This is a genomic window from Actinoplanes derwentensis (assembly GCF_900104725.1).
Classification (GTDB): domain Bacteria; phylum Actinomycetota; class Actinomycetes; order Mycobacteriales; family Micromonosporaceae; genus Actinoplanes; species Actinoplanes derwentensis.
Genome location: NZ_LT629758.1, coordinates 4,757,205 through 4,781,378, shown reverse-complemented (window position 1 = coordinate 4,781,378; position 24,174 = coordinate 4,757,205). Strand labels below are relative to the sequence as shown.

Here is a 24,174-nt window from a genome sequence, read left to right as displayed (position 1 = left end):
ACACCTCCCGTATCGACCGCGCGATACCCCGTTCCCTCCAGGTCCCCCCGCGCCCGCCGGGCCGAATGCGTCCCTCACCGGCTACCCCACCCGCCACCGGCCATCGCCCAGCGGTTGAGGACGGTTTCAGGTCCTGGCCGTCGATGCCGCGCGGTTATGGGGTTTCTGTCCGCCGCTGCTTTCGGCTTGAACGATCGATCTCTCCTCAGCCCAGCGTCGGGTGTTGAGACGGTGTGGCTGCTGGCCGCTGGCCGCTGGCCGCTGGCTGCTGGCCGCTGGCCGCTGGCCGCTGGTGCCTGGTGTCTGGTGTCTGGTGTCTGGTGTCTGGTGGGACGGTGGGTGTGGTCGATGGTCCGCAGGGTTGGTTGAGTGTTGTAGTGCGGGTTGTTGGCGAGTGGGTGATGGCGTGTTTCACGCTGTCACGGATTCGACCGGGGCCAGCGATGTCGCGACGTGATGTCAGCGGATCCGGGGCGGGCGTCGATATCCGAGCTTTCGGGAAGCCGGTAATGGCGACGTTTGTCGGCTGCTCGATGATGGTTTGCCGTAGGCATTTCCCAGGCCAGCCGCTACACCAATGATTCGTTCGACTAGCCGACGCGGGGAGGTAAATTCCAGAGGTTCGTTCCGAAGCGTCGATGACGTCGGCTTCCCAGGCGCAACTAACCTCAGTTCGTCTAACGTGATGTCTGGACCTTTTCGGCCAGGCCGTTCTCGGAAGTCCCCGCGAAGAGCCCTGAAAATTCGATAGTGACCTGCATGGTTGTTCCCTGACCATCGCACGGTGACCACCACGGACGCGGTTGCTCGGAACGACGTCGAGTGTCACCGTGAGTAGCACCTGTCCGGAACCATAATCATTCAATAAAAGCCCACCCCGGCCCAATCGAATCACCGACGTTCCCAACCACGGCCGTTTCAAGATCGATAGTTGCGGTGAGTGATGGTGGCGGCTTCAGCGTGTCGGATATGGACGAAGCTCCGTTGAGACCAGGTCTTTCCACGGAACTGGTTCAAACGGAGCTTCGTCGTGCCGCAGTCTGTCATCCCCACCACCGATCCAGCATCGTCGGCGACCGTCGGCGAGGCCTCGTTCACGCCTTCGTGTCACGGTCTGCTGGAGTTGTTCCTCGCCGTTTCTGACGGCCGTTCGGACCAGGGCCGTGATCATCCGGTCGCGGTCGTGCTCGCGCTGGTCGCGGCGGCCACGGTAGCCGGTTTGAAGGGCTACAGCGCGATGAGCGGCTGGGTCGCCGACGTGCCCTGCCACATCCTCGACGGCCTGTACACGCGGGCCGAAGCCCGCCCGGCAGGGCGGCCATCACGCTCGACACTCTGGCGGGTCTGCACCGACACCGACACCGATGTCCTGGACGCGGTGATCGCCGAGTGGACCACCACCCAGCAGACCGCCACCAGCACCGACACCCCGATCCAGGTGCGCCTGGACGGCAAGACCGTCCGCGGCGCCGTCGACATCGACGGTGAACAACTGCACCTGCTGTCCGCTCTGGCCGGCCCACCGCACCAGGGATCAGCGGCCGTCGTCATCGCCCAAGCGCCGACCGACGGCGCCAAGACCCGCGAACCGGCCACCGCCCGTGCCCTGCTCGAGTCTCTCGACCTACGCGACGTCACGGTCACCGCCGACGCCCTGCACACCGTCAAAGCCACCGCCGAACTCATCCACCAGCAGGGTGGCCACTTCGTCCTACCGGTCAAAGAGAACCGGCACGCCCTGTTCGACGCCCTCGACGCCCTGCCCTGGACCGACACTCCGATCGGCCACGAGAGCACTGACACCGGGCACGGCCGCACCACCCGCCGCACCATCCGGGTCCTACCCACTCCACCCGGCCTGCCGTTCCCGCACGTCAAACAGGTCTGGCTGATCGAACGCTACGTCACCCACAGCAACGGCAAACAGTCCGCAGCCGCACAACTCGGCGTCACCAGCCACCCCGCCGACCAAGCCGGACCCGCCGAACTGGCCGCGTTCAACCGCGGCCACTGGGCCATCGAAACCCTGCACTTCATCAGGGACACCTGCTACCGCGAGGACCACTCCCACGTCCGCACCCGCTCCGGACCCCGCGTCCTCGCATCGCTACGCAACCTCGCCATCAACGCCCTACGCCTGGCAGGCCGCACCGACATCACCGAAGCCACCCGCTGGGCCAACCGCGACATGACCAGGCCATTCACCATCCTCGGTCTCACCAGATGATGTTGAAACGACCGTGCGTTCCCAACTGAGAACCCACCGGCGTGAGAACGAGTCGCGCCGGTTGCCCCACGCCCGCCAGCCGCCGGGCGAAAGCCTTGGGCCGAGAAGTTGAGACCGGTGTGGCGGTCGCTGGCGCGGGCTGAGCAGCCCCCGCATCGCGGGCCGGAGGCTCCGGCTCCACCTCCGGCTCCACCTCCGGCTCCACCTCCGGCTCCACCTCCGGCTCCACCTCCGGCTCCACCTCCGGCTCCACCTCCGGCTCCACCTCCGGCTCCACCTCCGGCTCCGGCTCGGGCTTCAGCCCCAGTTTCGGTCCCAGCTCTGGTTTCAGTGCCTGCCCCGGCGTCGGCGTGGGTGAAGGCTGCGTCGGCGTTGGGGTGGGCGGAGTCTTGGGCGCGAGGGAAGCCAGCCAGTCTCGATCCTCGCGGGAGAGGGGCCTGGAGTCGCGTTCCCGGATGCGGCGGAGTTTCTCGGCGTGGCGGCGTTGAAGTCCCCATGCGCGACGTATCGCATGGTCGCGCCGAAACTCGTCGCGGCTTGGAGAGTAGTTCTTCGCCTTGGTCCGGTCACGCATTCCGGCAACGCTGAACAACGCTGGCTGACTCATACAAAAATCCTCCCGCATCCCTGCGGAAAAGTGTAAGAAGTCGATCGTGCCAAACTGTCGAATCCGTTGATCTTGGAAGCGACCGATCTTTGTCGAAACAACTCTATTAAAAGGCGGATTCAGATGGCAACATTCCTGAGTTTCGGATGCTGACGGGATGGGCGCGCGGAGCCGCCGGTGTCCCGGATATTGTGAAGGAGGCGGGTTTGCGGGAGGTGTCAATGCGATCGAGCATTCCGCCATGGTCGGCGTGTCTGGGGACTTGTGTGCCAACTCGTATGAACCGTGAACCGTTGACGGCCGCGCCCCTCAGGCCCGCACGAAGAACGCGGTTTTAGTAGCCCGGCGGAAGGGCGGTCCGCGCCGGCCGGATTTGCGGGGAGCTGACGGCGCTCGATGGGACTGAGTTCACCGAGCGTGCGGTGCCGGGTGCCGTGGGCGCACGGGCTGTTGCGGCTGGAGGATCCGCGGCGGGGTCGCTGAGGCTGGCCTACGAGACGTATGACGTTGCCGGGCGGCGAGGGGTTATACGGCTGGTGGCGTAGCTCCCGGCCGATGAGGCGAGTGCCACGGCACTGCGCGGGATCTCGCCGTTGCGGCTGGTCGCAGGCTGACGCTCGGCGGCCTTGGGTTTCGCCAGCGACGGCATGTGATACGGGCGGCACACGATGCGGGTGGCATGTGATGCGGGCGGCACACGATGCGGGCGGCATGCGATGCGGATGACTCGTGATGCGGATGAATTGCGATGCGGGCGGCGTCCGGGAGTGGGTAGCACGCGACGCGGACAGCAGTCGGAGCGGCAATCAGTCGTGGCCCACCCGATCACCCTTGGGAACAGCTCGCCCTGATGATTACAGTCACCGAAACGGTCGTAACTACGCTCCGTGGAACTCGTGCGGTCCGAGAGGGCTTGACGTGAGCGGGATGGTAGGGCGAGAGTGACGAGCTTCAGGTCTTTGGCCTGGTATTTTCTGTCACACGTGAAGGACTGGCCGCGCATGGACCTGCACCCTGACGACCACGAAGAGTTGCTGCATGGGAAATCGACCTTGGAGTTGTGGCGTCGCAGTGATCACGCTTTTCAGGTGGCCGACGAGTTGATGCGTATGCACGGTGGCACCGTTCCGATGAGCGAACTCCTGTGGCTGGGCGCCGAGTCCTACCTGCCTCGGCAGTGGCGGGCCGGGCGGGCGCCGGAACCGATCGAGGCCGCGGTGCTGGTCTACAACCGCTGGCGCAAGCTCGAAGAGCGCCGCCTCGAACGGCGCAACCGTCCCGCCGATCCCCCTGCCTGACCGTCGAGGCGGGACCGTTCACGCGGGGTGCGGCAGGGTGATCGGGAGGAGTGCTGTGGTGGTGCCGGTGGTGCGCGGCGTACCAGCAGGGGTGGGGTTGCGGCGGAACAGGCGCCCGCCGTACCGGAACCAGCCGATCGTGCCGTCGGGGTCGCGGACGAAGTTGGCGCGGCTGTGTGAGTCGGTGCCGTCGGGGGCCCACACCAGCACGTAGTCCTTGCGGTAGAACGGCAGCACCATCTGTTCGCTCCCGTCGACCCGGCCGCTCAACCGGCCCCCGGCAGCGACCAGGTCGAGCACGATCTGTGCGGGTTCGCCGTCGAGACCGATCTGCGAGGCGACGTACCGGCCCTCGTAACCGGCCAGTTCCGCGTCCGGCAGGGTCCGTGGTGTGGCCGGCAGGTTGTGCAGTCCGGCGAGCCGGCTGAGCGCCCAGTCGTCGGCGAACAGTTCGGCGGTGAGCAGCGGCCCGGTCTCCGCGTTGGTCAGGACGGTGAGGGCGAAGTCGCGTTCCGGCACGATCAGGAACCCGGAGTGCTGTCCGGGCAGGTCACCGCCATGCTGCACGACCCGTGGCCCGTCGGCGGTGGGCCGCAGCATCCAGGTGACTCCGGCCCCGTCGAGTTCCACGAACAGGGTGCCGCCCGGCCCGGGACGCCACCGCATGGCCCGTAGCGAGCGCCGGCTGAGCAGGGGGCTGCCGTCGCCGAGGTGATAGCGGGCCCACGCGAGCTGGTCGCGCGCGCTGGAGAACAGCCCGCCGGCGGCGTGCAGGCTGCGGGGGATGGCCAGCGCCTCCGGCACGGCCACCGGATTCCCGTCACGATCGAAGCCGTGGGGTACGGCTACCGAGGCCTCGGGCAGTTCGTCGAGGTAGAACGCGGTGTGCCGCAGCCGGAGCGGGTCGAGCACCAGGGTGCGCAGGGCCGACTCGTAGCCGCTGCCGGTGGCCACCTCGATCAGCCGCCCGGCCACCCCGATCGCCGCGTTGTTGTAGGCGAACACCTCGCCCGGCGGGGTCAGTTGCGGCACCGTGGCCAGCTCCGCCACGTAGCGGGCGAGGGTGTCGTCGCCGCTGCCGGTGTCGGTGTAGACATCGCCGAGCCAGCCCGCGCTGTGGTTGAGCACCTGCCGCAGGGTGACCCGCCGGGACGCGGTCTCGTCGGCGGTGCGGAACCGCGGCAGGTAGCTGCGCACGGTCCGGTCCAGGTCGAGGTGGCCGTTCTCGACCAGGCGCATGACCGCCGTACCGGTGAAGGTCTTGGTGGTCGAGGCGATCCGGAACAGCGTGTCGGCGCCGACCGCCTGCGGTGTGTCGGCGCTGGTGACGCCGAATCCGCCGACGTAGTCGCGGCCCTGGTGGCGCAGCCCGTAGGCGACGCCGGGGATCCGGTGGGCCGCCATCCCGGCTTGGATCTTGTCCTCGAGTTCCCGGACCGCATGTGGCACTCGGGTGTCCATGGGAACTCCGGCGGCGGGCAAGGCGGCCGCGGTGCGAAGAACCATGCGTCGAGACAGCATCGGCAAGACCTCCCGAGTCCACAATGCCCTGTCCGTGCAACTTGCACATCCCCGAAGATTTCGTTGACGTTAATCGATAGCTGCCCTACGGTGCAGAGGAAAGCGCTTTCCCCCAGCGCAATCCCCACATCAAGGAGACTGGTGTGCGCAGGCGTACCTTCCTCGGCATGTCCTCCGGGCTCGGCATCGTGGCGACCGGCATGGTGCCCGATCCCGTGCGTGCCGGTGGCCCCCGACCGGATCTGATCGTCGCCGCCGACGGCAGCGGCGACCACGGCACAGTTCAGGCGGCCGTCGACGCCGCACCCGCCGCCCGCACCGAACCGTTCGTGATCGGTGTCCGGCCCGGTACCCACCTGGGCCAGGTGATCGTCCCGAAGACCAAGCCGCTGCTCGAATTCCGGGGCCTCGGCCGCCGACCGGAGGACGTGGTGATCGCCGACGACCGCGCCAACGGCACCCTCAAACCGGACGGCACCCCCTGGGGTACGTCGGGCAGCGCCTCGGTCACCATCGACGGCGCCGGGTTCCGGGCGGTCAACCTGACGTTCGCGAACCTGTTCGACGAAGCGGCCCACCCGGAGATCACGAACCGGCAGGCGGTGGCTGTGCTGACCCGCGCCGACCGGCTGGTCTTCGACCGGGTGCGGTTCCTCGGCAACCAGGACACGCTGTATGTGAACAGCAGCGCGGCCGGCGTGGTGGCCCGCGTCTACCTGCGTGATTCGTACGTAGAAGGCGATGTCGATTTCATCTTCGGCCGTGCCACCGCGGTCTTCCAGCGGTGCCGGATCCACTCGCTCGACCGGGGGAGCACCCCGAACGGGTACGTCACCGCCCCGAGCACCGACATCACCAACCCGTACGGGCTGCTCTTCGACCGCTGCCGCTTCACCGCCGACGCCCCGGCCGGCACCGTCTTCCTGGGCCGCCCGTGGCATCCCAGCCAGGACCCGAACGCGATCGGCCAGACGGTCATCCGGGAGTCCTGGATCGGCACCCACATCCCGGATCTCGCGTGGAGCGACTTCGGCACCTGGCCGTGGGAGGACGCCCGGTTCCGTGAGTTCCACAACTTCGGGCCGGGCGCGCTGGTGTCGGAGAACCGACCCCAGCTGACCGCCGAACAGGCCGCGGTCGCCACGATCGAGGCGTATCTGACCGGCGCGGACGGGTGGCGCCCGCAACGGTGCTGACCAAACCCTCGGCCAGGCTGACCCGCCCGTGCGGGTGACGACGGGCGGCCGGAGCCGGGAACGCCACATATTCTCGGCCCGTGCCGGTCTCTCGTAAGCGCAAGAAGTCTCACAGGTCCACCGCCGCGGCCCGTGCCGAGCGCCGTCGCCTGCACACCAGGCAGGTGCGGCTGATGAACTCGTTACGGGACCTCGCTGGTGCCCGGGAGGCGGGTCAGGCCCGCCGGATCGGGCTGGCACACCCGCACGCCGCGGCGCTCGCCGACCGTCTACTGGAGTCGCCGCGGTCCGGGACGGCTCTGGAGGACGAGATCTGCGCCCTGCTCGGACCGTTGCTGACCGAACTCGGTGACCTGCCGGCCGAGACCTACGTCGGCCCGGACCACCTGGCCATCGCCCTGATCGACGAACTACGGGAGCAGGCTGAGCAGGCCGGACCGGCGTCCGATGCGGCGGCCGTGCGGGCGGCCGAGGTGTTGCGGGCGGTTGCCGCGATCATGCCGATGCCCTTGCGGGGCCGGGCCGGCGTCGAGGTCGCCGCCCCGGAGGCGGCCGGTGAGGTGCGATGGACCCGGGATCGGTACGGCAGCAGGTTCGCGATCGTCGCACCGTTCACCACGCCGGAGGGGCCGGTCCGCTGGTACCTGTGGGACGTCGATGCCTGTGACATCACCCCACGGCCCGCACACGCCGGCTTCTACGCCTCACCGGAGGAGGCGCTCGCCGCCTGGCAGGTGGCCGCCGGGGCGTTCGCGGCCGGTGGCACGTCCTGGCGGCGTGTCGACGACTCCCGCCTGCTCGCCGGGCTGCTGCCGAAGCCGGAGGAGTACGGTCCGCTCGGCGGGGAGACCGCCGCCCAGCACGCCGAGTACCACCGCTGCCGCCGCCTCGCCGAACTGGTTCTGGAGTTGCCGCGGGTGCTGGTGCTCGACCCGGTGGGGACCGCCTTGGACGCCGGGCCGAAGGCGTTCAGCGCGTGGCTGCGCACCCGGCCGGACCGCCCGGACCCGGAGATCTTCCTGATCGAGGAACTGTTCGAATCGTGGCCGTCGGAGGTGCCCGAACTGTTCGACACCTGCTCCCCGCACCGGGTACGGGCGGTGACCACACAGATCCGCGACGAGTTCCACGACGGCGCGGACGACCTGCTCGAACTGCTGCCCGCCTGGGTGACCTGGCTGGCCGACCGCACCGGCCTGCCCGCCGAACTCCGCGACCGCAGCCTGGCCGAACTGGACTGACTGTCCCTAAGCGGTGGCGACGCTGGTCTTACCGACGACCGGCCGACGACCGGCCAGGGTCAGCCGGAGCGGCCGATGACCGGGCCGAACAGGCGCTGGGCCTGTTCGGCCCGTAGGGCCACGAAGACGCCGGTGGCCTCGACCAGGAGCATGGTCGGCTCGTCGGCGGTGGTGATGGTGCCGGTCGCGGTGATCCGGCGGCCGTCCACGGCGGTGACCGAGGCGGTCAGGCGCAGTGGCGTGTAGAGCGGCACCGGGGCGCGATAGCCGGTGTCCAGCTGCACGGTCATGCCCGGGTGCCCGGAAACGGTCACCGCATAACCGAGTATCTGGTCGAGCAGCATCGCGCTGACCCCACCGTGGGCGAAGCTGGGCGGGCCCTCGAAAGCGCGGCCGAGAGTGCAGACGCCGATCGCGACGTCGCCCTCGCGGTGGATCTTCAGCGGGGGCGCGAAGGCGCTGCCCGTACCCGTCACCGGGTTGTAGAGGCGCACCCCGCCGAGCAGGTCGTCGGCGCTCGCGGTGTCGAACCGGCCGCGCACCCGGTCGCCGAGCGGTGCCGCCGCCTGCCGGATCCGCTCGGCGGCCCGCAGGATCTCCTCGGTCGGCGCCTCGGTGGCCGTCGCGTGCTCGACCAGGAGCCGTAGGGCCTCGCCCAGGTCACTGATCGCCGCGCGCCGTCGGGGCAGCCCGTTTCCGTTCTCACTCACAGCAACAGGCTCCTCCACACAGGAGTATCAGACCTAGTGAATCTCATCACACTGCTATAACCTGTTCTAGTTATTGCGGCGGCGTAAACGGGTCGGCGGATGGGGATGCCATGGCGGTCACCGTGGAATACGACGTGGTCGTGGTGGGTGCCGGTGCGGCCGGCATGACCGCCGCGCTGACAACGGCTCGCAGCGGACTGAACACGGTTCTCGTCGAGAAGGCGGCCGTCTTCGGTGGTTCGACAGCCCGATCCGGGGCCGGGATCTGGGTGCCGAACAACGAGGTGCTGCTCGCCGCCGGAGTGCCGGACACCTTCGACAAAGCGGACACCTACCTGGCCGCCGTGGTCGGGGCGGACGTCCCGGTCGCACGACGCCGGGCCTACCTCACGTACGGCCCGCGCACCATCTCCTACCTGCTGCGCTGGACCCCGCTGCGGTTCGCGTGGATGGAGGGTTACCCGGACTACTATCCGGAACTCTCCGGCGGGATGCCGAACGGTCGCTCGGTCGAGCCGCAAGCCTTCGACGCCAACATCCTCGGCGACGAACAGGCCCGTCTCAACCCCGCTTACCAGGCCAGCCCGGCCGGAACCGTGGTCTACACCGTCGATTACAAGTGGCTGTCCCTGATCGCCCGCCACCCGAAAGGCCTCGCCACCGCCACCGAGCTCGTCTGGCGCTACCTGCAGCTCTCCGCACAGGGGCAGAAGCCGGTCACCATGGGCCAGGCGCTGGCCGGTGGGTTGCGGGCCGGGCTGATCGCGGCCGGGGTCCCGGTCTGGCTGAACACCCCACTGCTTGATCTGTACGTGGCGAACGGTCGAGTCGCCGGAGTGCTGGCCCGCAAGGACGGAGTCGAGACACTGATCCGGGCCCGGCGTGGGGTGGTGATGGCCAGCGGCGGATTCGAGCACAACGAGCGGATGCGTAAGCAGTACCAGGCCGCGCCGATCGGTGTGGACTGGACGATCGGCGCCGACTCCAACACCGGCGACGGCATCGAGGCCGGGCAACGGGCCGGAGCGGCACTCGGGCTGATGGACGACGCCTGGTGGGGGCCGATGATCCCGCTGCCGGGTGAGCCGTGGTTCTGCCTGTCCGAGCGCACCCTGCCCGGCACGATCTTCGTCAACCAGGCCGGTCAGCGGTTCGTCAACGAGGCCGCCCCGTACAGCGACGTCGTGCACACCATGTACGCCAAAGGCCACGTCCCCTGCTGGATGATCACCGACCAGGACTACCGCAACCGGTACCTGTTCAAGGATCTGGCGCCGATGCTGCCCTATCCGGACGACTGGTACAGCAGCGGCGCCCTGGTCAAGGACTGGACGATCGCCGGGCTGGCCGCCAAGATCGGCGTGCCGGCGGCCGCTCTGAACGCGACGATCAGCCGGTTCAACGGGCAGGCCCGCGCCGGCCGGGACCCCGACCAGCACCGTGGGGACAGCGTCTACGACGCCTACTTCGCCGACCCCACCAACCTGCCGAGCCCCTGCCTGGCACCGATCTGGCTACCCCCGTACTACGCCTTCAAGATCGTCCCCGGGGATCTCGGCACCAAGGGCGGCCTGCTCACCGACGCCCGCGCCCGGGTGGTGAAGCCGGACGGCTCGGTGGTCCCCGGGCTGTGGGCGGCCGGCAACGCCAGTTCGGCCGTGATGGGCCACAGCTATGCGGGCGCCGGATCCACCCTCGGTCCGGCGATGACCTTCGGCCACGTGGCCGGCCTCGACATAGCGGCCGCTTCGTGAGTGGCCGGTCGCGGCTTTGATGAGCGCGATCTGTTGATGAAAGCCGCTTGATGAGTACGGCTTGATGAGGAGGAGTACATGCCCAAGGTGAGCGTCACGGCCACGTCGACGGCCGAACCCGACAAGGTGTGGCAGATCGTCACCGATCTGCCGCGTACCCCGGAATGGAACACCATGCATCAAGGCTTCACCGGTGAGGTGCCGGCCACGGTCGCCGAAGGGACGACGTACAAGCAGAAGGTGAAGTTGATGGGCATGCCCGCCGAGATGGCCTGGAAAGTGGTCACCGCCGACGCCCCCGGCAGGCTGGAGATGGCCGGCGACGGGCCGATGGGGGTCAAGGCCAAGAATCGGTTCATCATCGTGCCCGAGGGGTCCGGCTCGCAGATCACTTACGAGATGGAGTTCGCCGGCCCCGCGCTGAACGGCCCGATGGCCGCCATGCTGGAGAAACAGGCCGGCCCGGCGGCCAAACAGGCCCTCGAAAAGCTGATAACCCTGGTCGGCTGACTCCCAGCACACCGAAGCCCGGCCCACCCCGAACCCCAGTTCACCACGCCGGAACCGCGGTGGCCTTTTGTGGTGGGTTGGGGTTCGTGCAGGGCTGCCGTGCGGGGGAGGTGTGGGCTAGTTGGGGGAAGGGGGTGACAGTAGTAGGCGGGTGGCTAGTTCCAGGTGGTTCACCACGTCGTTGGCGGAGGCTCGGCGGGTCACCCAGGCCACCAGGTTGGAGAGCCACACGTCGCCGATCACGCGGGCCTTGGCCCGGTCGTCGGCTGTCGGTTCCGCGCCACTGCCGTCGTGCATGGCGCGGGTGAACATCTCCTCCATCAGCCGGGCCACCGCGTTGACCTCGGCCGACGCCGACGGGTCGGCGAACATGAAGGCCCGGGTCATGGCCTCGGCGAGCAGCGGCTCCCGCTGCATGGTCCGGGTCATCCGGCCCAGGACGAAGAGGGTGCGATCGTACGGCGTGTCGCCCGGAATGGGTTTGCGCCCGATCTTCTCCTGGATCGTCTCGAACTCGACCGCGAGCGCTGACACCAGCAGGTGGATCTTCGACGGGAAGTAGCGGTAGAGCGTGCCGAGGGCGACGCCCGCCTTCTCCGCGACCGTGCGCATCTGCACCGCGTCGTAGCCACCCTTGGACGCCAGCGCCAGCGTCGCCTCCAGGATGCGCCGGCGCCGGTCACGCTGCGCCGCCGAACCCTGCTCGGCCTCCGCGCCGGCCAGAGCGGCGCGCGTGCTGGTACCCGTTCTCGCAGTTGCCATGGTCGCCCCCTAGATGGTCCATCCAGGGTAGCAACGGCGGATTGCGGCTCTGTGTCACCCGGTGGTGGCGGCCTCAAACTGAAACGTGTTCTAATCTGCCGTATGGACTTTCGTCCGGACGAGACCCAGCAGGCGATCATCGATCTGGCCGCCGTCGTGCTCAAGAACGCGGGTTCCGATTCCGGGACGGCGTGGGCCGCGCTCGGTCAGGCGGGTCTGCTCACCCTCGCGGTTCCGGAGCGGCTCGGTGGTGCCGGACTGGGAGCGCTGGAGACCGTGCTCGTGCTCACCGAGATCGGCCGGCACGCCCTCGACATCCCGGCCCTGTCGCACCTGGCCATCGGCGTTCCTGTGGTGGCGCGCTGGGGCAGTGAACGTCAGCAGGACCAATTGCTCGACGGGCGCACTCTCGGTATCGCCGTCGCGGAACCGGGCGATCCACTCCCGGTCGCGCCTCGCACCACCCTCGCCGCTGACGGCACGGTCACCGGCGTGAAGACCGGAGTGGTCGCGGGCGACCGCATCCTGGTGACGGTCGCCGGCCCCGGAGTCGTGATGATCGACGGCACGGACATCGACGGCGGGGTCCTGAGGTTGGACCGGGTGGCGGCTGAACCTCTCGGCGGCGCAGAGGTCCATGTTGACCTGCATCGGAATGCCGTTGCCGGGGCTTGTGCCCTTGGCGACGGGGCGCTGGATGGGGCGCTTGCGCTCACTGCGGAGCATGTGCGGACGCGGGAGCAGTTCGGGCGGCCGATCGCCACTTTTCAGGCCGTTGCCCAGCAGATCGCTGACGTCTACGTGGCCGGCCGGACTCTGCATCTCGCGGCGCTCAGTGCGGCCTGGCGGCTCGGTACCGGGCGGGACGCCGGCGACGATCTGGATGTGGCAGCGCAATGGTTCACCGCCGAGGCGCCGGCCGCTGTGCGCACCTGTCACCACCTGCACGGCGGGCTCGGGTTGTCGATCGAGTACCCGTTGCACCGGCATACCGCGCTGATCCTGGATCTGGTGCGGTTTCTCGGCGGCGGCGAACACCGGCTCACCGTTCTGGGGGAGCGACTGTGTACATCGAACTGAGCGACGAACAGCGGGAACTCCGCGACGAGCTGCGGGCGTATCTGCGGAAGGTGGTGACGCCCGCGGAGCGGAGTGTGCTGTTGCGGGAGCGGCATGGACCCGCGTTTCGGGAGCTGGTGTCCCGCCTCGGTCGGGACGGGTGGCTCGGGCTGGGGTTTCCGGTCGAGTACGGCGGGCGTGGACTCGGACACGCCGAACAGCAGATATTCGTGAACGAGACGGCGCGCGCGGACGTGCCGCTACCGGCCGTCACCCTGCAGACGGTCGCGCCGACCCTGCTCGCGCACGGGACCGAGGAGCAGAAACGGTTCTTCCTGCCGAGGATTCTGGCGGGGGAGTTGCACTTCGCGATCGGCTACACCGAGCCGGAAGCCGGCACCGATCTGGCGGCCCTGCGAACCCGAGCGGTGTTCCACAGCACCGACACGAGCGGCGAGAACGGCGGCGCCACAAGTACCGACACGAGCACCGCCGCCAGCGGTGATGCCGGTGGTGGTGGCGAATACGTGGTGGATGGGCAGAAGACGTTTACCACTGGTGCCCATGACGCTGACTACCTGTGGCTTGCCTGTCGTACATCGGTTGATCGGCATCGTGGACTGTCCATATTGATTGTCAATACGAGCGATCCTGGATACACGTGGACGCCGATCATCACGTGTGACGGGACGCATCATGTCAACTCGACGTATCTGAGTGGGGTGCGGGTTCCGGTGTCCCGTCGGGTCGGGGCCGAGGGGGACGGGTGGCGGCTCATCACCACCCAGCTCAACCACGAACGGGTCATGCTCGGGCCGGCCGGGCGTTTTGGAGTGCTGTTCGATCGGGTGCGGGAGTGGGCGTACCACAGCGGGGTTGAGAATCAGGCGGACGTGCGCCGCGCGCTGGCCCGGACCCACGCCGCGCATCGCGTGAACGAACTGCTCAACTGGCAGGTCATCGGGGATGCACCGGGGCCGGCTGACGCTTCCGCGACCAAGGTCTTCTCGTCCGAGCGTCTGCTGCGGGTTCTGCGGGAGCTGTCCGAGGTGGTCGCCCGGCACGGTGATCCAGGTGATCCGTTGACGGCTGAACTACTTGACTGGCTTGACGTACATGAACGTCGTGATCTCGTGTTGACGTTCGGTGGTGGTGTCAATGAGATCCAGCGCGAGATCATCGCCGCCGCGGGCTTGGGCCTGCCGAGAGTGCCGAGGTGATGGCCATGGTCGACGGTCTGATCGCGGCGGCGGAGCGGCTGCGGGACGCGGGTGAGACCGCTGCCCGGTTCGCGCGGGACCCGGTCAACCTGCCGATGATCCGGACCTGGCTGGAGGCGATGGGTGACGACAATCCGGCCTACGAGCGGAAGCGGATCGCACCGCCGGCGATGATCCAGGTCTGGACGATGCGCGGCCTGAGACCCGCGCACGATGGCCCGGTGGGCGATGGCCCCGCGCCCGATGGCCCGGTGGGCGGGGATGCGACGGGCGGGGACGAGGACCCGCTGCAAGTGATGTCGGCGCTGCTGGACGACGCGGGATTTGGGGCTGTCATTGCGACTGACAGTGCGCAGACCTACCATCGGGCGCTCCGGATCGGTGAGGAGGTCACGGTTCGTAGTCGCCTCGAATCGGTTGCCGGACCGAAGAAGACCTCGCTGGGCGACGGCTGGTTCGTCACCACGGTCAGCACCTGGCTGGTGGGGGACGAACCGGTCGCCGAGATGACGTTCCGGATCCTGCGCTACAAGCCGGGTCCGAAACCGGCGACCATCCCGGCCGAACGGCTACAGCCGGTGATCACCGCCGACAATGCCTTCTTCTGGGCCGGCGTCGAGGCCGGCGAACTGCGCCTGCAGCGCTGCGGCGAGTGCGGCGAGCGGCGTCACCCGCCCGGCCCGGCCTGCCCGGTGTGCGGTTCGTTCAAGATGGAGTACGACGTGTCCGGCGGCGTGGGAACGATCCACAGCTATGTGGTCCACCATCATCCACCGGTCCCCGGCCGGCGCGGCCCGTTCACGGTCGCCCTGGTCGACGTCGACGGTGTGCGGATCGTGGGCGAGTACCGCGGCCCCCGTCCGGCGATCGGCGACCCGGTGCGGGTGTTCTTCGACGACCGTCTGCCGGTCTGGCGCCCGGACGTGCCGACCCTGGACCCGTGGACCCTGGAGGTCACGCCGACTCTGATCGTCACCACCGCCCTGGCGACCCGCGACCACCAGAACGTGCACCACGACCGGGACGCCGCCGTCCGCCTCGGCAGCCGGGACATCTTCCTCAACATCCTGACCACGACAGGGCTGGTGCAACGGTTCGTCACCGACCGGCTCGGCCCGGCGACCGTGGTCAGGAGCATCCGGATCCGGCTGGGCGCGCCTTGCCACGCCTACGACACGCTGACGTTCACCGGTCAGGTCTTTCCGCACGGGGTGGAGGTCACCGGTCGTACCGCAACCGGGTTGCACGTCTCCGGTGTCGTTGAGGTGACGTCGTGATCGCCCGGAGCACCGCGATCGCCGGGATCGGCGCCACCGAGTTCTCCAAGGACTCCGGCCGGTCCGAACTGCGGCTGGCGGTCGAGGCGATCCGCGCCGCCCTGGACGATGCCGGGCTGGCACCTGCGGACGTCGGCGGCCTGGTCACCTTCACCATGGACGCCAACAGCGAGATCGCGGTGGCCCGGGAGATCGGTGCCGGTGAGCTGACGTTCCTGAGCCGGATCGGGTACGGCGGCGGCGCCGCCTGCGCGATCGTGCAGCAGGCGGTGCTCGCGGTCAGCGCCGGGATCGCCGACGTGGTGGTCTGCTACCGGGCGCTGAACGAACGGTCCGGCCGCCGCTTCGGGCAGGCTTTCGCGTCTCCGGACGCCGACGCCGGCTGGCATCTGCCGATGGGGCTCGCGACCCCGGCCGCGCAGGTCGCCATGGTGGCGCGCCGCTACCTGCACGACTTCGGGGCGAGCCCGGACGACTTCGGGCGGGTCACCGTGGCCGCCCGGCGGCATGCGGCCACCAACCCGCGGGCCTGGTTCCACGGGCGGCCGATCACGCTCGACGAGCATCGGGCGTCCCGGTGGATCGCCGAACCGCTGCGGCTGCTGGACTGCTGCCAGGAGAGCGACGGGGCGGTCGCGGTGGTGGTGACCTCGCTGGCCCGGGCGCGCCACTTGAGGAACCAGCCCGCGGTGATCGCCGCGGCGGCCCAGGGCAGCGGGACCGGGCAGTACGTGATGACCAGCTACTACCGGTCGCCGGTGTCCGAGCTGCCGGAGATGGGGGTGGTGGCGCGACAGGTGTGGGCACAGTCCGGTCATGTCGCGGCTGATGTGCGGACGGCGGTGCTCTACGACCATTTCACCCCGTACGTGCTGATGCAGTTGGAGGAACTCGGGTTTTGTGGCCGTGGCGAAGCCCGGCATCTCGTCGCGGACGGTGGCATCGAACTCGGCGGGCGGCTGCCGGTGAACCCGCACGGCGGGCAGCTCGGGGAGGCGTACATCCATGGCATGAACGGCATTGCCGAAGCCGTCCGGCAGGTTCGGGGCACCGCGGCGAACCAGGTCCCCGGTGCTGGACCGGTCCTGGTGACCGCCGGAACGGGGGTTCCCACCAGCGCTCTTCTTCTGGAACCGGTGGATCGGCACCCCTAGGCTGTGGTGACATCTAGGGGGAGATCGTGGTGCTGAAGAAGGCCGCTCTGCTGGTGGCGCTGGTGTTACTCACCGGCTGTTCGGACGGCGACGAGACGGAGCCCTCGCCCGTCGCTTCCGAGACGGCTGAGGCCGAGCCGGTCGGTGACCCGCCGGTCGGTGACCCTTCGGTCGAGGCCGAGGACCCGAGCGGCACTCTGGCGAGCGTTGGCGAAGAGGGCGACTGGGACGCCTTCATCGAGGCGTGCAAGAACCCGGAACAGGAGGCGCTCGTGCAACTCGTGACGACCGGAGACCTCACCGGCGACGGTACGGCCGACGCGCTCGTGGCCCGCACCTGCGACGCGTCCACCTCCTACTTCCCGTCGACCATCGAGGTCTTCGACGGGGCATCACCGGCTGCGGAACCGGTCCGGGTCGGTGCGCCGATCCTGACCGACGCCGGGCCCACCGACCAGCCGTGGGTGATCGGGATGGCGGTCAAGGAGCAGGTGGTGACGGTGACCGCGTACGGTACCGGCGGCACCGACAGCAACGCCTGCCCCAAACTCAAGCTGACCTACCGTTACCTGCTCGACGGCGGTGCCTTCGAGCAGGTCGACCGGGCGGCGACCACGTCCGCCGACTGTCTGGCGATCGCATGACCGCCGTCGAGTTCCTCCGGGAGATCGCCCGCCGGTTGACCCCGCTGACCGATCCGGTGGACGACGCCGCTCTGAAGTCGGTGCTGGCTTCGCTTCCGAAACCGGCTGGTCTGTCCGTGCGGGCCGACGACGGCCGGATCATCGTCGACCTGCCGGGCTTCGGCCTGCCCGCGGATCCGGCGGCCTTCGCCGCCGCCGAAACGGTGGTGCACCAGATGGCCCGGCAGCTCGGCCTGCCCGAGGGCGGCGGGTTCGACCGGGACGAGCGGGACCTCTCCCCGGCGCGGGCGCGGCTGCGGGCCGGGTACTGGGCGGTGGTCCTGGCCGTGGTGTCCGACGGCGACGACGTGCCGGTGATCGTCGAGGTGTCCTTCGCCTACGGCGCTGACCTGACGAAACGTCTCGCCGAACTGGCCGGGCCGCCGCTCGGGCACGCGCCGGTCGACTGGGACGCGCTGACCGCCCGGATCGGCGTCGAACTGCCTGAGGACTACCGCTGGCTGATGAACCAGTACGGCACCGTTCCGATCAGCGCCGCGTTCATCCTCTTCGAACCGGTGACCCTGCGCCGGCCGATCGCCGGGCCGATGTTCCCGCTCGGCGACTACCACCAGTTGCTGCCGGTCGGCGCCACCCCCGACGGTGACGAGATCGCCTACATCCTGGACTGGGAGATCTCCGGTCTGCGGATCGGCGGCCGGAGATACGAAACCGGCCTGCTGCATCACCTGGTGGTGACGCTGGCAGGCCGGCATCTGGTAGGTCAGTCGCTTCGTTAGCCCTGCGTCTTGGCCTCGACGGCCGGCTGGTCGCCGTTCAGCTTGGCACCCGCGCCGAGCTTGGACAGCAGCCCGGTCAGGTCGATGCCGGTCAGGTCGCTGCCGATCTGCAGGCCCTGCGCGACGTTGCCGGCCACCGACTTGGTCAGCGAGGTGGCGCCGTCGGTGGAGATGACGGTCAGCTTGTCGACGTTGCCGAGCGGGGCGCTGGCCGCCTCGACGACCTGCGGCAGCACCTTCACGAGCAGGTCGATGACGGCTGCCTCACCGTACGTCGCGAACGCCTCGGCCTTGCGGGCCATCGCCTCGGCCTCGGCCTGACCCTTGGCCAGGATCGCCGCGGCCTCGGCCGCACCCTCACGCTCGATCGCCTCGGCGATCGCGGAACGGCGGCCCTTCTCGGCCTCACCCTCCTTGAGACCTTCGATCGCGTTGGCCTCGGCCAGCGCGGCACGACGGGCCCGCTCGCCCTCACCGGTCAGGCGGGCGGTCTCGGCCTGGGCCTGCGCGGCGGCGATGGTGGCCTGTCGTTGCGCGTCGGCCTGGAGGACGGCGGCGCTACGGTTCGCCTCGGCCTCCTGCTCCACCCGGTACCGGGCGGCGTCGGCCGGCTTGCGGACCTCGGTGTCGAGCTGACGCTGCTTGAGCTCGGCGTTCTGCTCGGCCACCTTCTGCTGCTCGGCCAGGATCTTCTGGTCCCGCTCGGCCTGGGCCAGGGGGCCGGCGGCGGCCGACTGGGCCTTCGCCGCGTCGATCTCGGCCTGGATACCGGCCTGCTTCAGCGACAGGTTCCGGTTCGCCTCGGCGATGGCCTCCTCGGCCAGCAGCCGCTCCTGCTCGGCGGCCTGCCGGGCCCGGGCCTCGGCGATCGCCGCGTCCTTGAGCACACGAGCGGCCTCCGGACGGCCCAGGTCCTGCAGGTACGAGCCCTCGGCCAGGATGTCCTGCAGCTGGAACGTGTCGAGCACCAGACCCTGGTTGGTCATCGAGTGCTCGGCCTCCTCGGCGACCGCGCTGGCGAACGCCGCCCGGTCCCGGATGATCTCCTCGATGGTGAGGCGGCCGACGATCGACCGCAGCGCGCCGGCGAGCACCTCACGGGTGAAGTCCTCGATCTCCGACTGCTGGTGCAGGAACCGCTGGGCGGCGGCCCGGATCGCACCCTCGGTGCCACCCACCTTGACGATGGCGACACCGTGCAGCTCGGCGCGGATGCCCTGCTTGGACACCGCACCCTTGATGCCGACGTCGATACGGCGGCTGGACAGGTCCAGCGACTGCAGCTTCTGCACGATCGGCAGCACGAACACCGACGCGCCCATGACGACCTTCTGGCCGGACATGTCGGTGCTGCTCGTACCGTCCAGGCCCTGGGTGGTCTTGCCCTTGCGGCCGGTGATGATGAAGGCCTCGTTCGGCCCGGCCACCTTGATCCGGGAGAGCACGAACACCACAACCAGCACGATCAGCAGGACGACACCGGCGATCGCGTACAACAATCCAGACATTTAGGCCTTCCCGCCTTGAGGGGTTTGTTTCGACCTTTGAGGAGGTTCGTTCTGACGTTCTAAGGGGTTCGCTCGACCACGACACTGGTGTCGCTGGGCGCCTCGATCACGAAGACCTGGGCACCCGTGGGGATCGCGCGGTCCGACCGTGCGTAGACCTTGACCGGCTGGCCGCCGAGGCGCAACGTCACCTCGCCGTAGCCGGACCCGGCCGGAACCGAGGTGACGACCGTGCCGAGGGAGCCGACCAGGTGCGCCCGCTGCGGGGTGGCGTCGGTGCGCATGTCGCGCGCGGCCCGGGAGAGGCGCCACGCGAGCCAGGCGGCCGGAAAGGCGGCCAGCGCACCGATCGCGACTGCGATCGAGATCACCGCGGCGGTACGGGCACCGAGCAGCTCGGACGCGGCGGCACCGACAAAACCGAACGCTCCGAGGAAACCGGCCACCACTTCGAGCGACACCGGCCCACTGGAATCCGGATGACCGAAATGCAGTAGTTCGCCACCGAGCAGGGCCAGCGCCAGGGCCGCGACGGCCACGCCACCGATCACCAGGAACACCACGGTCGCCGTCAGCACCGGTCATCTCCCCCGTTCATCCGGTCCGGTCAGGGTAGACCAGCAGAGCTACCCCGTGGTGTCGGCCGTCCGACCATCAATCCTGGTAGACGGCCTTCGGCGGGGTGGCCGGACCCAGCCGGGCCCGCAACCAACGGTCATAGACACGCGTCCAGGTGCCGTCGGCGCGCATCGTCGCCAGCACCCCGTTGACGTACCGAACCATGTCCGGTTTGTTCTTCGGAATGCCGATCCCGGACGGCTCGTTCGACACCGGCTTCCCGGTCACCATGGTCGTCGGATCCTGCGCGGCCAGCCCCGCGAGCAGGATGTCGATCGTCGACACCGCATCCACCTGGTGCTGCTGGAGCATCACCAGACAGTCCAGGGTGCTGTCGGTGCTGACCGGGATCAGATCGCCCGGCTGCTCGTGGATCGTGACGATGCTGGTGCTGCCGCGGGTCGCGCACACCTTCCGGCCGTGCAGATCGGCGAAGTCGCGGATCTTGTCGGCCTTGCGGACCAGCAGCCGCTGCCGGGACGCGATGTACTCGGTCGAGAACGACACCTGCTGCCACCGCTCACACGTCATCGTCATGGTCCGGATCACCAGGTCGACCTCGTTGTTGCGCAGCACCGGGATCCGGTCGGCCGTGGTGATCGCCCGGAACTGCACCTTCCGCGGATCACCGAAGAGCGCCCGCGCGATCTCCCGCGCCATGTCGACCTCGAAACCGGCCAGCTCGCCGGTCGCCGGATCCCGGAAACCGAACAGGTAGGCGTTCTGGTCGATGCCGACGACCAGCCGCCCGTTCGCCACGATGTCGGCCATCGTGCTCCCGGCCGGCATGGCGCCCGGCCGCGGCAGCGCGCCTTCCGGGCGCAGACTGGCCCGAGGATCACACGTGGGTACGGGGGCCCGGCTCGGAATCTCGGCCGGATCCTGCACATTCCCCGGCCGGGGCGCGGACGCCGTGGCATCGGCGGACACCGGCCGCGCCTGCTCCGGCGCCCCGCACCCGGCGGCCGTCAGCGCGACCGCCAGCACACCCGCCACCACCCGGACCCTCATCGGTACTCTCCGATCCTCGGACGGAACCCCAGCACGACACCCGCCACCAGGCCGGCGGTGAGCAGAACCAGACCCGCGGTCAAACCGGTGAGCGTCGCACCGGCCAGTTCCGCCTGCCGCTCCACCCGGCTGTTGCCGAGAGCGAGCGCGTCGGACAGCGCCTTGTCGAGCCGGCCGAAGATCGCGGGCAGACCGCTGAAACCGGTCTGGGTGGCCAGCTCGACCGCCTTGTTCCAGTCCCCGCCGTCATCCGCGGCCCGCACCTGTTCATGCAGGCCACGCCAGGCGACCGCCTCGTCCCGGGCGTCGTCGATCACCCGGCGGTCGGTGAACGGCGCCAGCTCGATCGCCCGCGCGAACAGCCCGCCGCGCCCGTCCTTGCCGATCAGCTCGTCGAGCTGCCCGGCGAACTTCTTCTCGAACTCGGCACCACCACCCCGGGCCACCAGCGTCAGCGACTCGTTCGCCCGAGCCTGCAACGAGGCCCGGCCGGCGTTCGCCAGCAGCCGCACCAGATTCACACCGTCCCGCTCGCCGGTGCCCAGGTGCCGTCCCGAGACACCCAGCGCGACCCCCGACCAGAGCAGGGCCAGCACGGTGACCAGGCTCGCCGCGACCAGTCCCCGGTTGAAGGTCCGCCGGCTGCGACGCGACACCAGCACCTGCGCCATTACCAGTGCCACCCCGGCCAGCAGCACCGACAGCGCCGCCGGCCAGGGGAAACCGCCGGCCGCCCGGTGCTCGACCGAGAGCAGCCGGTTCGTCCGGTCGAACACCGTCGCGGCGGCCGGCAGAATCGTCTGCTGCATCAGCCCCGACGCCTCCCGCAGATAGGCGCCACCGAGCGGCACCCCCAGCCGCTGATTCGCCCGGGCCGTCTCCACCAGTCCGGTGTAGACCGGCAGCTGATCGGCCACCACCCGCAACTGCCCGGCGTCCTCGTCGTCGGCGCCCCGCAACGCCACGGTCAGCGCGGAGGTGGCTTTCGCGATGTCGTCCAGATAGCGGGTCCGCAGCTCGGCGGACTCGCCGTCGGTCGTCAGGAACGCGGTAGCCGCGGTCGCGTCCGCGTCGGCCAGCGCCCGGTACAGCGTCTGCGCGTCCACACTGATCGGCCCGCTCACTCCGCCGATCTCGCCGATCGTCGCGACCCGCCCCCGCACCTCCCCCACCGCGGTCGCCCCGGTGAGCACCCCGAGAACCACCAGCCCGATCGCGACCAGCCAATACAGTTGCGGAGTGGTCATCCGCCGAATGATCCCGGCCGGCGTCAGTTGGGTCGACACGCTCACCCCCAGAGTGATGCACACGCCTTGCAGCGACATCGACACCCTAAGCAGTGGAGTCCACTCCCGACTCCGTCACGCGGGTCCCGGGGTGGCCAGGTCCAGAGCGGCCAGATAGCCGAAGGTCAGGGCCGGGCCCAGGGTGGCGCCGGCTCCGGCGTAGCCGCGGCCCATCACCGAGGCCGAGGTGTTGCCGGCCGCGTACAAGCCGGGGATCGGGGTGCCGTCGGCGCGCAGGACACGGGCGTGTTCGTCGGTGCGCAGGCCGCCCTTGGTGCCCAGGTCGCCGGGGACCAGGGTGAACGCGTGGAACGGTGGGCGCAGCAACGGTCCCAGGCACGGGTTCGGGTGCTGGCGGGGGTCGCCGTAGTAGCGGTCGTACGCGGATTCACCCCGGCCGAAGTCCTCGTCCCGGCCGGTCGCCGCGAAACCGTTGAACCGCTGCACCGTCTGTTTCAACTCCTCGGGTGGTAGGCCCGTCTTCCCGGCTAGTTCGACCAGGGTGTCGGCTCGATGGGCTACGCCGGCGTCGAACCAGCGGCGGGGGAGTGGGGTGCGCGGAGCGCGACCGGCGAACAGGTAGCGGTCCCGGTAGGTGCGGTCGAAGATCAGCCAGGTGGGCTGGTGCGTTCCGGCGGGCTTCCCGACCCGTCCGGAAGCGGTGCGGTCAGCGGGTTGGCTTGCGGTGCGGTCAGCGGGTTGGCTTGCGGTGCGGTCTGCGGTGCGGCCCAGGACGGTGTGGACGAAGTCGACGTACGGGGCGGCCTCGTTGACGAAGCGACGGCCGGTGCCGTCGACGATCAGGCTGCCGGGGAGGTTGCGTTCGGCCAGGCAGAAGTACGGGCCGCCGGTCAACGGCAGGGCCGGGCCCCACCACGCCTCGTCCATCAGGTCGACGGCTGCCCCGAGTGCCTGACCGGCCTCGATGGCCGTACCGATGTTGGTGACGGCGCCGACCGTCCACCCCGTACCCAAGCCCTGGTGTCGACGGCGAAGCCGCTCGTTGTGCTCGAACCCGCCGGCGGTCAGGATCACCCCGCGCCGCGCCCGCAGGGTCCGCTCGCCGCAGCGGACACCGGTGACCCGCCCGCCGTCCGTGACCAGCTCGGTCATCGGGGTGCTGAGCAGCACCGGAACACCTGCCGCTCGCAGTCCGGCCCGGAGACCCGCGGCGAGCGCCTGGCCCATCGTCAGCCGTCGCCCTCGAAGCCGGCCGGCCATCAGCCGCATCACGGTCAGCGCCGACCGGGGATGCCGGAACCCCAGCGACAGCCAGCGGTAGTCGACGGCGGTCACCGCCATCCCGTTCGGTGCCGCGCGGTAGGGCCCGGCCAGATCGTCCAGATCGGCGCCGATCGCGCGGGCGGGCAGTGGACGGGGCTCGACGGTGCGCCCCTCGGCCAGGCCGCCGGGCGCCTCCGGGTGGTAGTCGGGATAGCCCGGAACCCGCATGAATCGCAGCGGCGTGTGATCGCGGACGAAGTTCAGCACCGCCGGACCGTGCTCCAGCAGCGCGTCCCGCCGGGCCGACGGCACCTCGTCGCCTGAAACGTGTTTCAGGTAAGTGGCCGCTTCCGGGCCCGGCATCCACAGGCCGCCACCGGAGCGGGCGGTCGAGCCGCCGTATTTTGTCGCCGCCTCGACGACTAATGCCCTCAGATTGAGGTGTGCCGCAGCGAGCGCGGCGGTCATGCCGGCCGCGCCGCTGCCGACCACGACGACGTCGTACTCTTCCTCGGTCCTCACTAGAACAGGTTATAGTTAACCGGCCCGCAACGCCTAGGAGGTGCGC

The 24,174-nt window shown here is 69.5% G+C and carries 21 protein-coding genes and 1 pseudogene; 13 read left to right on the top strand and 9 right to left on the bottom strand.

The features are described 5' to 3' along the window. Window positions 1-1,030 precede the first annotated feature (1,030 nt). Window positions 1,031-2,227 carry an ISAs1 family transposase gene (locus BLU81_RS21245; RefSeq protein ID WP_092541649.1) on the top strand — a complete coding sequence of 399 codons (1,197 nt, stop codon included), beginning with the start codon at window positions 1,031-1,033 and terminating at the stop codon, window positions 2,225-2,227. Here the strand turns inward: BLU81_RS21245 and BLU81_RS49250 are convergent. Next, window positions 2,217-2,834, bottom strand: a complete 618-nt coding sequence (locus tag BLU81_RS49250) for a hypothetical protein (RefSeq protein ID WP_172890470.1) — start codon at window positions 2,832-2,834, stop codon at window positions 2,217-2,219. The genes BLU81_RS21245 and BLU81_RS49250 overlap by 11 nt on opposite strands. Before the next feature lie 1,001 nt (window positions 2,835-3,835). Here BLU81_RS49250 and BLU81_RS21235 point away from each other — a divergent pair. Continuing rightward, window positions 3,836-4,132: a hypothetical protein gene (locus tag BLU81_RS21235; RefSeq protein WP_092557414.1), complete on the top strand. Its 297-nt coding sequence runs from the start codon at window positions 3,836-3,838 to the stop codon at window positions 4,130-4,132. Window positions 4,133-4,150: 18 nt separating this feature from the next. Here the strand turns inward: BLU81_RS21235 and BLU81_RS21230 are convergent, their stop codons facing one another. Further along, window positions 4,151-5,593, bottom strand: a complete 1,443-nt coding sequence (locus BLU81_RS21230) for a serine hydrolase domain-containing protein (protein ID WP_092557412.1) — start codon at window positions 5,591-5,593, stop codon at window positions 4,151-4,153. 203 nt (window positions 5,594-5,796) lie between these two features. Here BLU81_RS21230 and BLU81_RS21225 point away from each other — a divergent pair, with 203 nt between their 5' ends. Together BLU81_RS21225 and BLU81_RS21220 are read left to right on the top strand one after the other, a co-directional pair. After that, window positions 5,797-6,849 carry a pectinesterase family protein gene (locus tag BLU81_RS21225; RefSeq protein WP_231954680.1) on the top strand — a complete coding sequence of 351 codons (1,053 nt, stop codon included), beginning with the start codon at window positions 5,797-5,799 and terminating at the stop codon, window positions 6,847-6,849. A gap of 80 nt (window positions 6,850-6,929) precedes the next feature. Beyond that, window positions 6,930-8,090, top strand: coding sequence for a hypothetical protein (locus BLU81_RS21220; RefSeq protein WP_157751712.1), 1,161 nt, complete (start codon window positions 6,930-6,932; stop codon window positions 8,088-8,090). A gap of 59 nt (window positions 8,091-8,149) precedes the next feature. On the opposite strand, the gene BLU81_RS21215 is transcribed toward BLU81_RS21220, so the two are convergent. Continuing rightward, a complete protein-coding gene (locus BLU81_RS21215; RefSeq protein WP_172890590.1) occupies window positions 8,150-8,800 on the bottom strand; it encodes a hotdog domain-containing protein in 651 nt (216 codons plus the stop codon). A gap of 110 nt (window positions 8,801-8,910) precedes the next feature. Between BLU81_RS21215 and kstD the strand changes: the two genes are divergently transcribed. Together kstD and BLU81_RS21205 are read left to right on the top strand one after the other, a co-directional pair. Then, entirely contained in the window at window positions 8,911-10,554 is a 1,644-nt protein-coding gene (gene kstD / locus BLU81_RS21210) for a 3-oxosteroid 1-dehydrogenase (RefSeq protein ID WP_092546270.1), read from the top strand. A gap of 78 nt (window positions 10,555-10,632) precedes the next feature. Then, window positions 10,633-11,064, top strand: a complete 432-nt coding sequence (locus BLU81_RS21205; RefSeq protein WP_092546269.1) for a type II toxin-antitoxin system Rv0910 family toxin — start codon at window positions 10,633-10,635, stop codon at window positions 11,062-11,064. Between the two features lie 117 nt (window positions 11,065-11,181). Here the strand turns inward: BLU81_RS21205 and kstR are convergent, their stop codons facing one another. After that, complete coding sequence (gene kstR, locus BLU81_RS21200) at window positions 11,182-11,826, bottom strand: cholesterol catabolism transcriptional regulator KstR (RefSeq protein WP_092546268.1); 645 nt, start codon at window positions 11,824-11,826, stop codon at window positions 11,182-11,184. A gap of 102 nt (window positions 11,827-11,928) precedes the next feature. Here kstR and BLU81_RS21195 point away from each other — a divergent pair, with 102 nt between their 5' ends. From BLU81_RS21195 to BLU81_RS21170, 7 genes and pseudogenes are all read left to right on the top strand, one after another. Beyond that, window positions 11,929-12,906, top strand: coding sequence for an acyl-CoA dehydrogenase family protein (locus BLU81_RS21195; protein WP_092546267.1), 978 nt, complete (start codon window positions 11,929-11,931; stop codon window positions 12,904-12,906). Further along, complete coding sequence (locus BLU81_RS21190) at window positions 12,903-14,105, top strand: acyl-CoA dehydrogenase family protein (RefSeq protein ID WP_373873348.1); 1,203 nt, start codon at window positions 12,903-12,905, stop codon at window positions 14,103-14,105. The genes BLU81_RS21195 and BLU81_RS21190 overlap by 4 nt, the downstream gene beginning before the upstream one ends. Window positions 14,106-14,110: 5 nt before the next feature. Beyond that, window positions 14,111-15,022: pseudogene (locus tag BLU81_RS21185) on the top strand (bifunctional MaoC family dehydratase N-terminal/OB-fold nucleic acid binding domain-containing protein); the annotation flags it as partial. A gap of 6 nt (window positions 15,023-15,028) precedes the next feature. After that, on the top strand, window positions 15,029-15,382 hold the full coding sequence (locus BLU81_RS50810) for a hotdog family protein (RefSeq protein ID WP_231954803.1): 354 nt from the start codon (window positions 15,029-15,031) through the stop codon (window positions 15,380-15,382). After that, on the top strand, window positions 15,379-16,536 hold the full coding sequence (locus BLU81_RS21180) for a lipid-transfer protein (protein WP_092546265.1): 1,158 nt from the start codon (window positions 15,379-15,381) through the stop codon (window positions 16,534-16,536). The genes BLU81_RS50810 and BLU81_RS21180 overlap by 4 nt, the downstream gene beginning before the upstream one ends. A 29-nt stretch (window positions 16,537-16,565) precedes the next feature. Next, entirely contained in the window at window positions 16,566-17,180 is a 615-nt protein-coding gene (locus BLU81_RS21175; RefSeq protein ID WP_157751711.1) for a hypothetical protein, read from the top strand. Then, a complete protein-coding gene (locus BLU81_RS21170) occupies window positions 17,177-17,959 on the top strand; it encodes an SMI1/KNR4 family protein (protein WP_092546263.1) in 783 nt (260 codons plus the stop codon). Before BLU81_RS21175 ends, BLU81_RS21170 begins: the two co-directional genes overlap by 4 nt. On the opposite strand, the gene BLU81_RS21165 is transcribed toward BLU81_RS21170, so the two are convergent. The 5 genes from BLU81_RS21165 to BLU81_RS21145 all read right to left on the bottom strand — a co-directional run bounded on the left by BLU81_RS21165 (window position 17,956) and on the right by BLU81_RS21145 (window position 24,128). Continuing rightward, window positions 17,956-19,467, bottom strand: coding sequence for a flotillin family protein (locus tag BLU81_RS21165; protein WP_092546262.1), 1,512 nt, complete (start codon window positions 19,465-19,467; stop codon window positions 17,956-17,958). The genes BLU81_RS21170 and BLU81_RS21165 overlap by 4 nt on opposite strands. Window positions 19,468-19,526: 59 nt before the next feature. Continuing rightward, a complete protein-coding gene (locus tag BLU81_RS21160; protein WP_092546261.1) occupies window positions 19,527-20,045 on the bottom strand; it encodes a hypothetical protein in 519 nt (172 codons plus the stop codon). Window positions 20,046-20,121: 76 nt separating this feature from the next. Further along, window positions 20,122-21,096 carry a glutamate ABC transporter substrate-binding protein gene (locus BLU81_RS21155; RefSeq protein ID WP_092546260.1) on the bottom strand — a complete coding sequence of 325 codons (975 nt, stop codon included), beginning with the start codon at window positions 21,094-21,096 and terminating at the stop codon, window positions 20,122-20,124. Continuing rightward, window positions 21,093-22,343: a hypothetical protein gene (locus BLU81_RS21150; RefSeq protein WP_157751710.1), complete on the bottom strand. Its 1,251-nt coding sequence runs from the start codon at window positions 22,341-22,343 to the stop codon at window positions 21,093-21,095. The genes BLU81_RS21155 and BLU81_RS21150 overlap by 4 nt, the downstream gene beginning before the upstream one ends. A 114-nt stretch (window positions 22,344-22,457) precedes the next feature. Continuing rightward, window positions 22,458-24,128 (bottom strand): FAD-dependent oxidoreductase, encoded by a 1,671-nt coding sequence (locus tag BLU81_RS21145; protein WP_269461074.1) that lies wholly within the window; start codon window positions 24,126-24,128, stop codon window positions 22,458-22,460. Window positions 24,129-24,174: the final 46 nt, after the last annotated feature.

Coding starts and splice junctions, on each gene's coding strand:
- BLU81_RS49250 (WP_172890470.1), bottom strand. CDS start 2,834: ATGAGTCAGCCAGCGTTGTTCAGCGTTGCCGGAATGCGTGACCGGACC.
- BLU81_RS21235 (WP_092557414.1), top strand. CDS start 3,836: ATGGACCTGCACCCTGACGACCACGAAGAGTTGCTGCATGGGAAATCG.
- BLU81_RS21230 (WP_092557412.1), bottom strand. CDS start 5,593: ATGGACACCCGAGTGCCACATGCGGTCCGGGAACTCGAGGACAAGATC.
- kstD (WP_092546270.1), top strand. CDS start 8,911: ATGGCGGTCACCGTGGAATACGACGTGGTCGTGGTGGGTGCCGGTGCG.
- BLU81_RS21205 (WP_092546269.1), top strand. CDS start 10,633: ATGCCCAAGGTGAGCGTCACGGCCACGTCGACGGCCGAACCCGACAAG.
- kstR (WP_092546268.1), bottom strand. CDS start 11,826: ATGGCAACTGCGAGAACGGGTACCAGCACGCGCGCCGCTCTGGCCGGC.
- BLU81_RS21195 (WP_092546267.1), top strand. CDS start 11,929: ATGGACTTTCGTCCGGACGAGACCCAGCAGGCGATCATCGATCTGGCC.
- BLU81_RS21170 (WP_092546263.1), top strand. CDS start 17,177: ATGACCGCCGTCGAGTTCCTCCGGGAGATCGCCCGCCGGTTGACCCCG.
- BLU81_RS21165 (WP_092546262.1), bottom strand. CDS start 19,467: ATGTCTGGATTGTTGTACGCGATCGCCGGTGTCGTCCTGCTGATCGTG.
- BLU81_RS21155 (WP_092546260.1), bottom strand. CDS start 21,096: ATGAGGGTCCGGGTGGTGGCGGGTGTGCTGGCGGTCGCGCTGACGGCC.
- BLU81_RS21150 (WP_157751710.1), bottom strand. CDS start 22,343: ATGACCACTCCGCAACTGTATTGGCTGGTCGCGATCGGGCTGGTGGTT.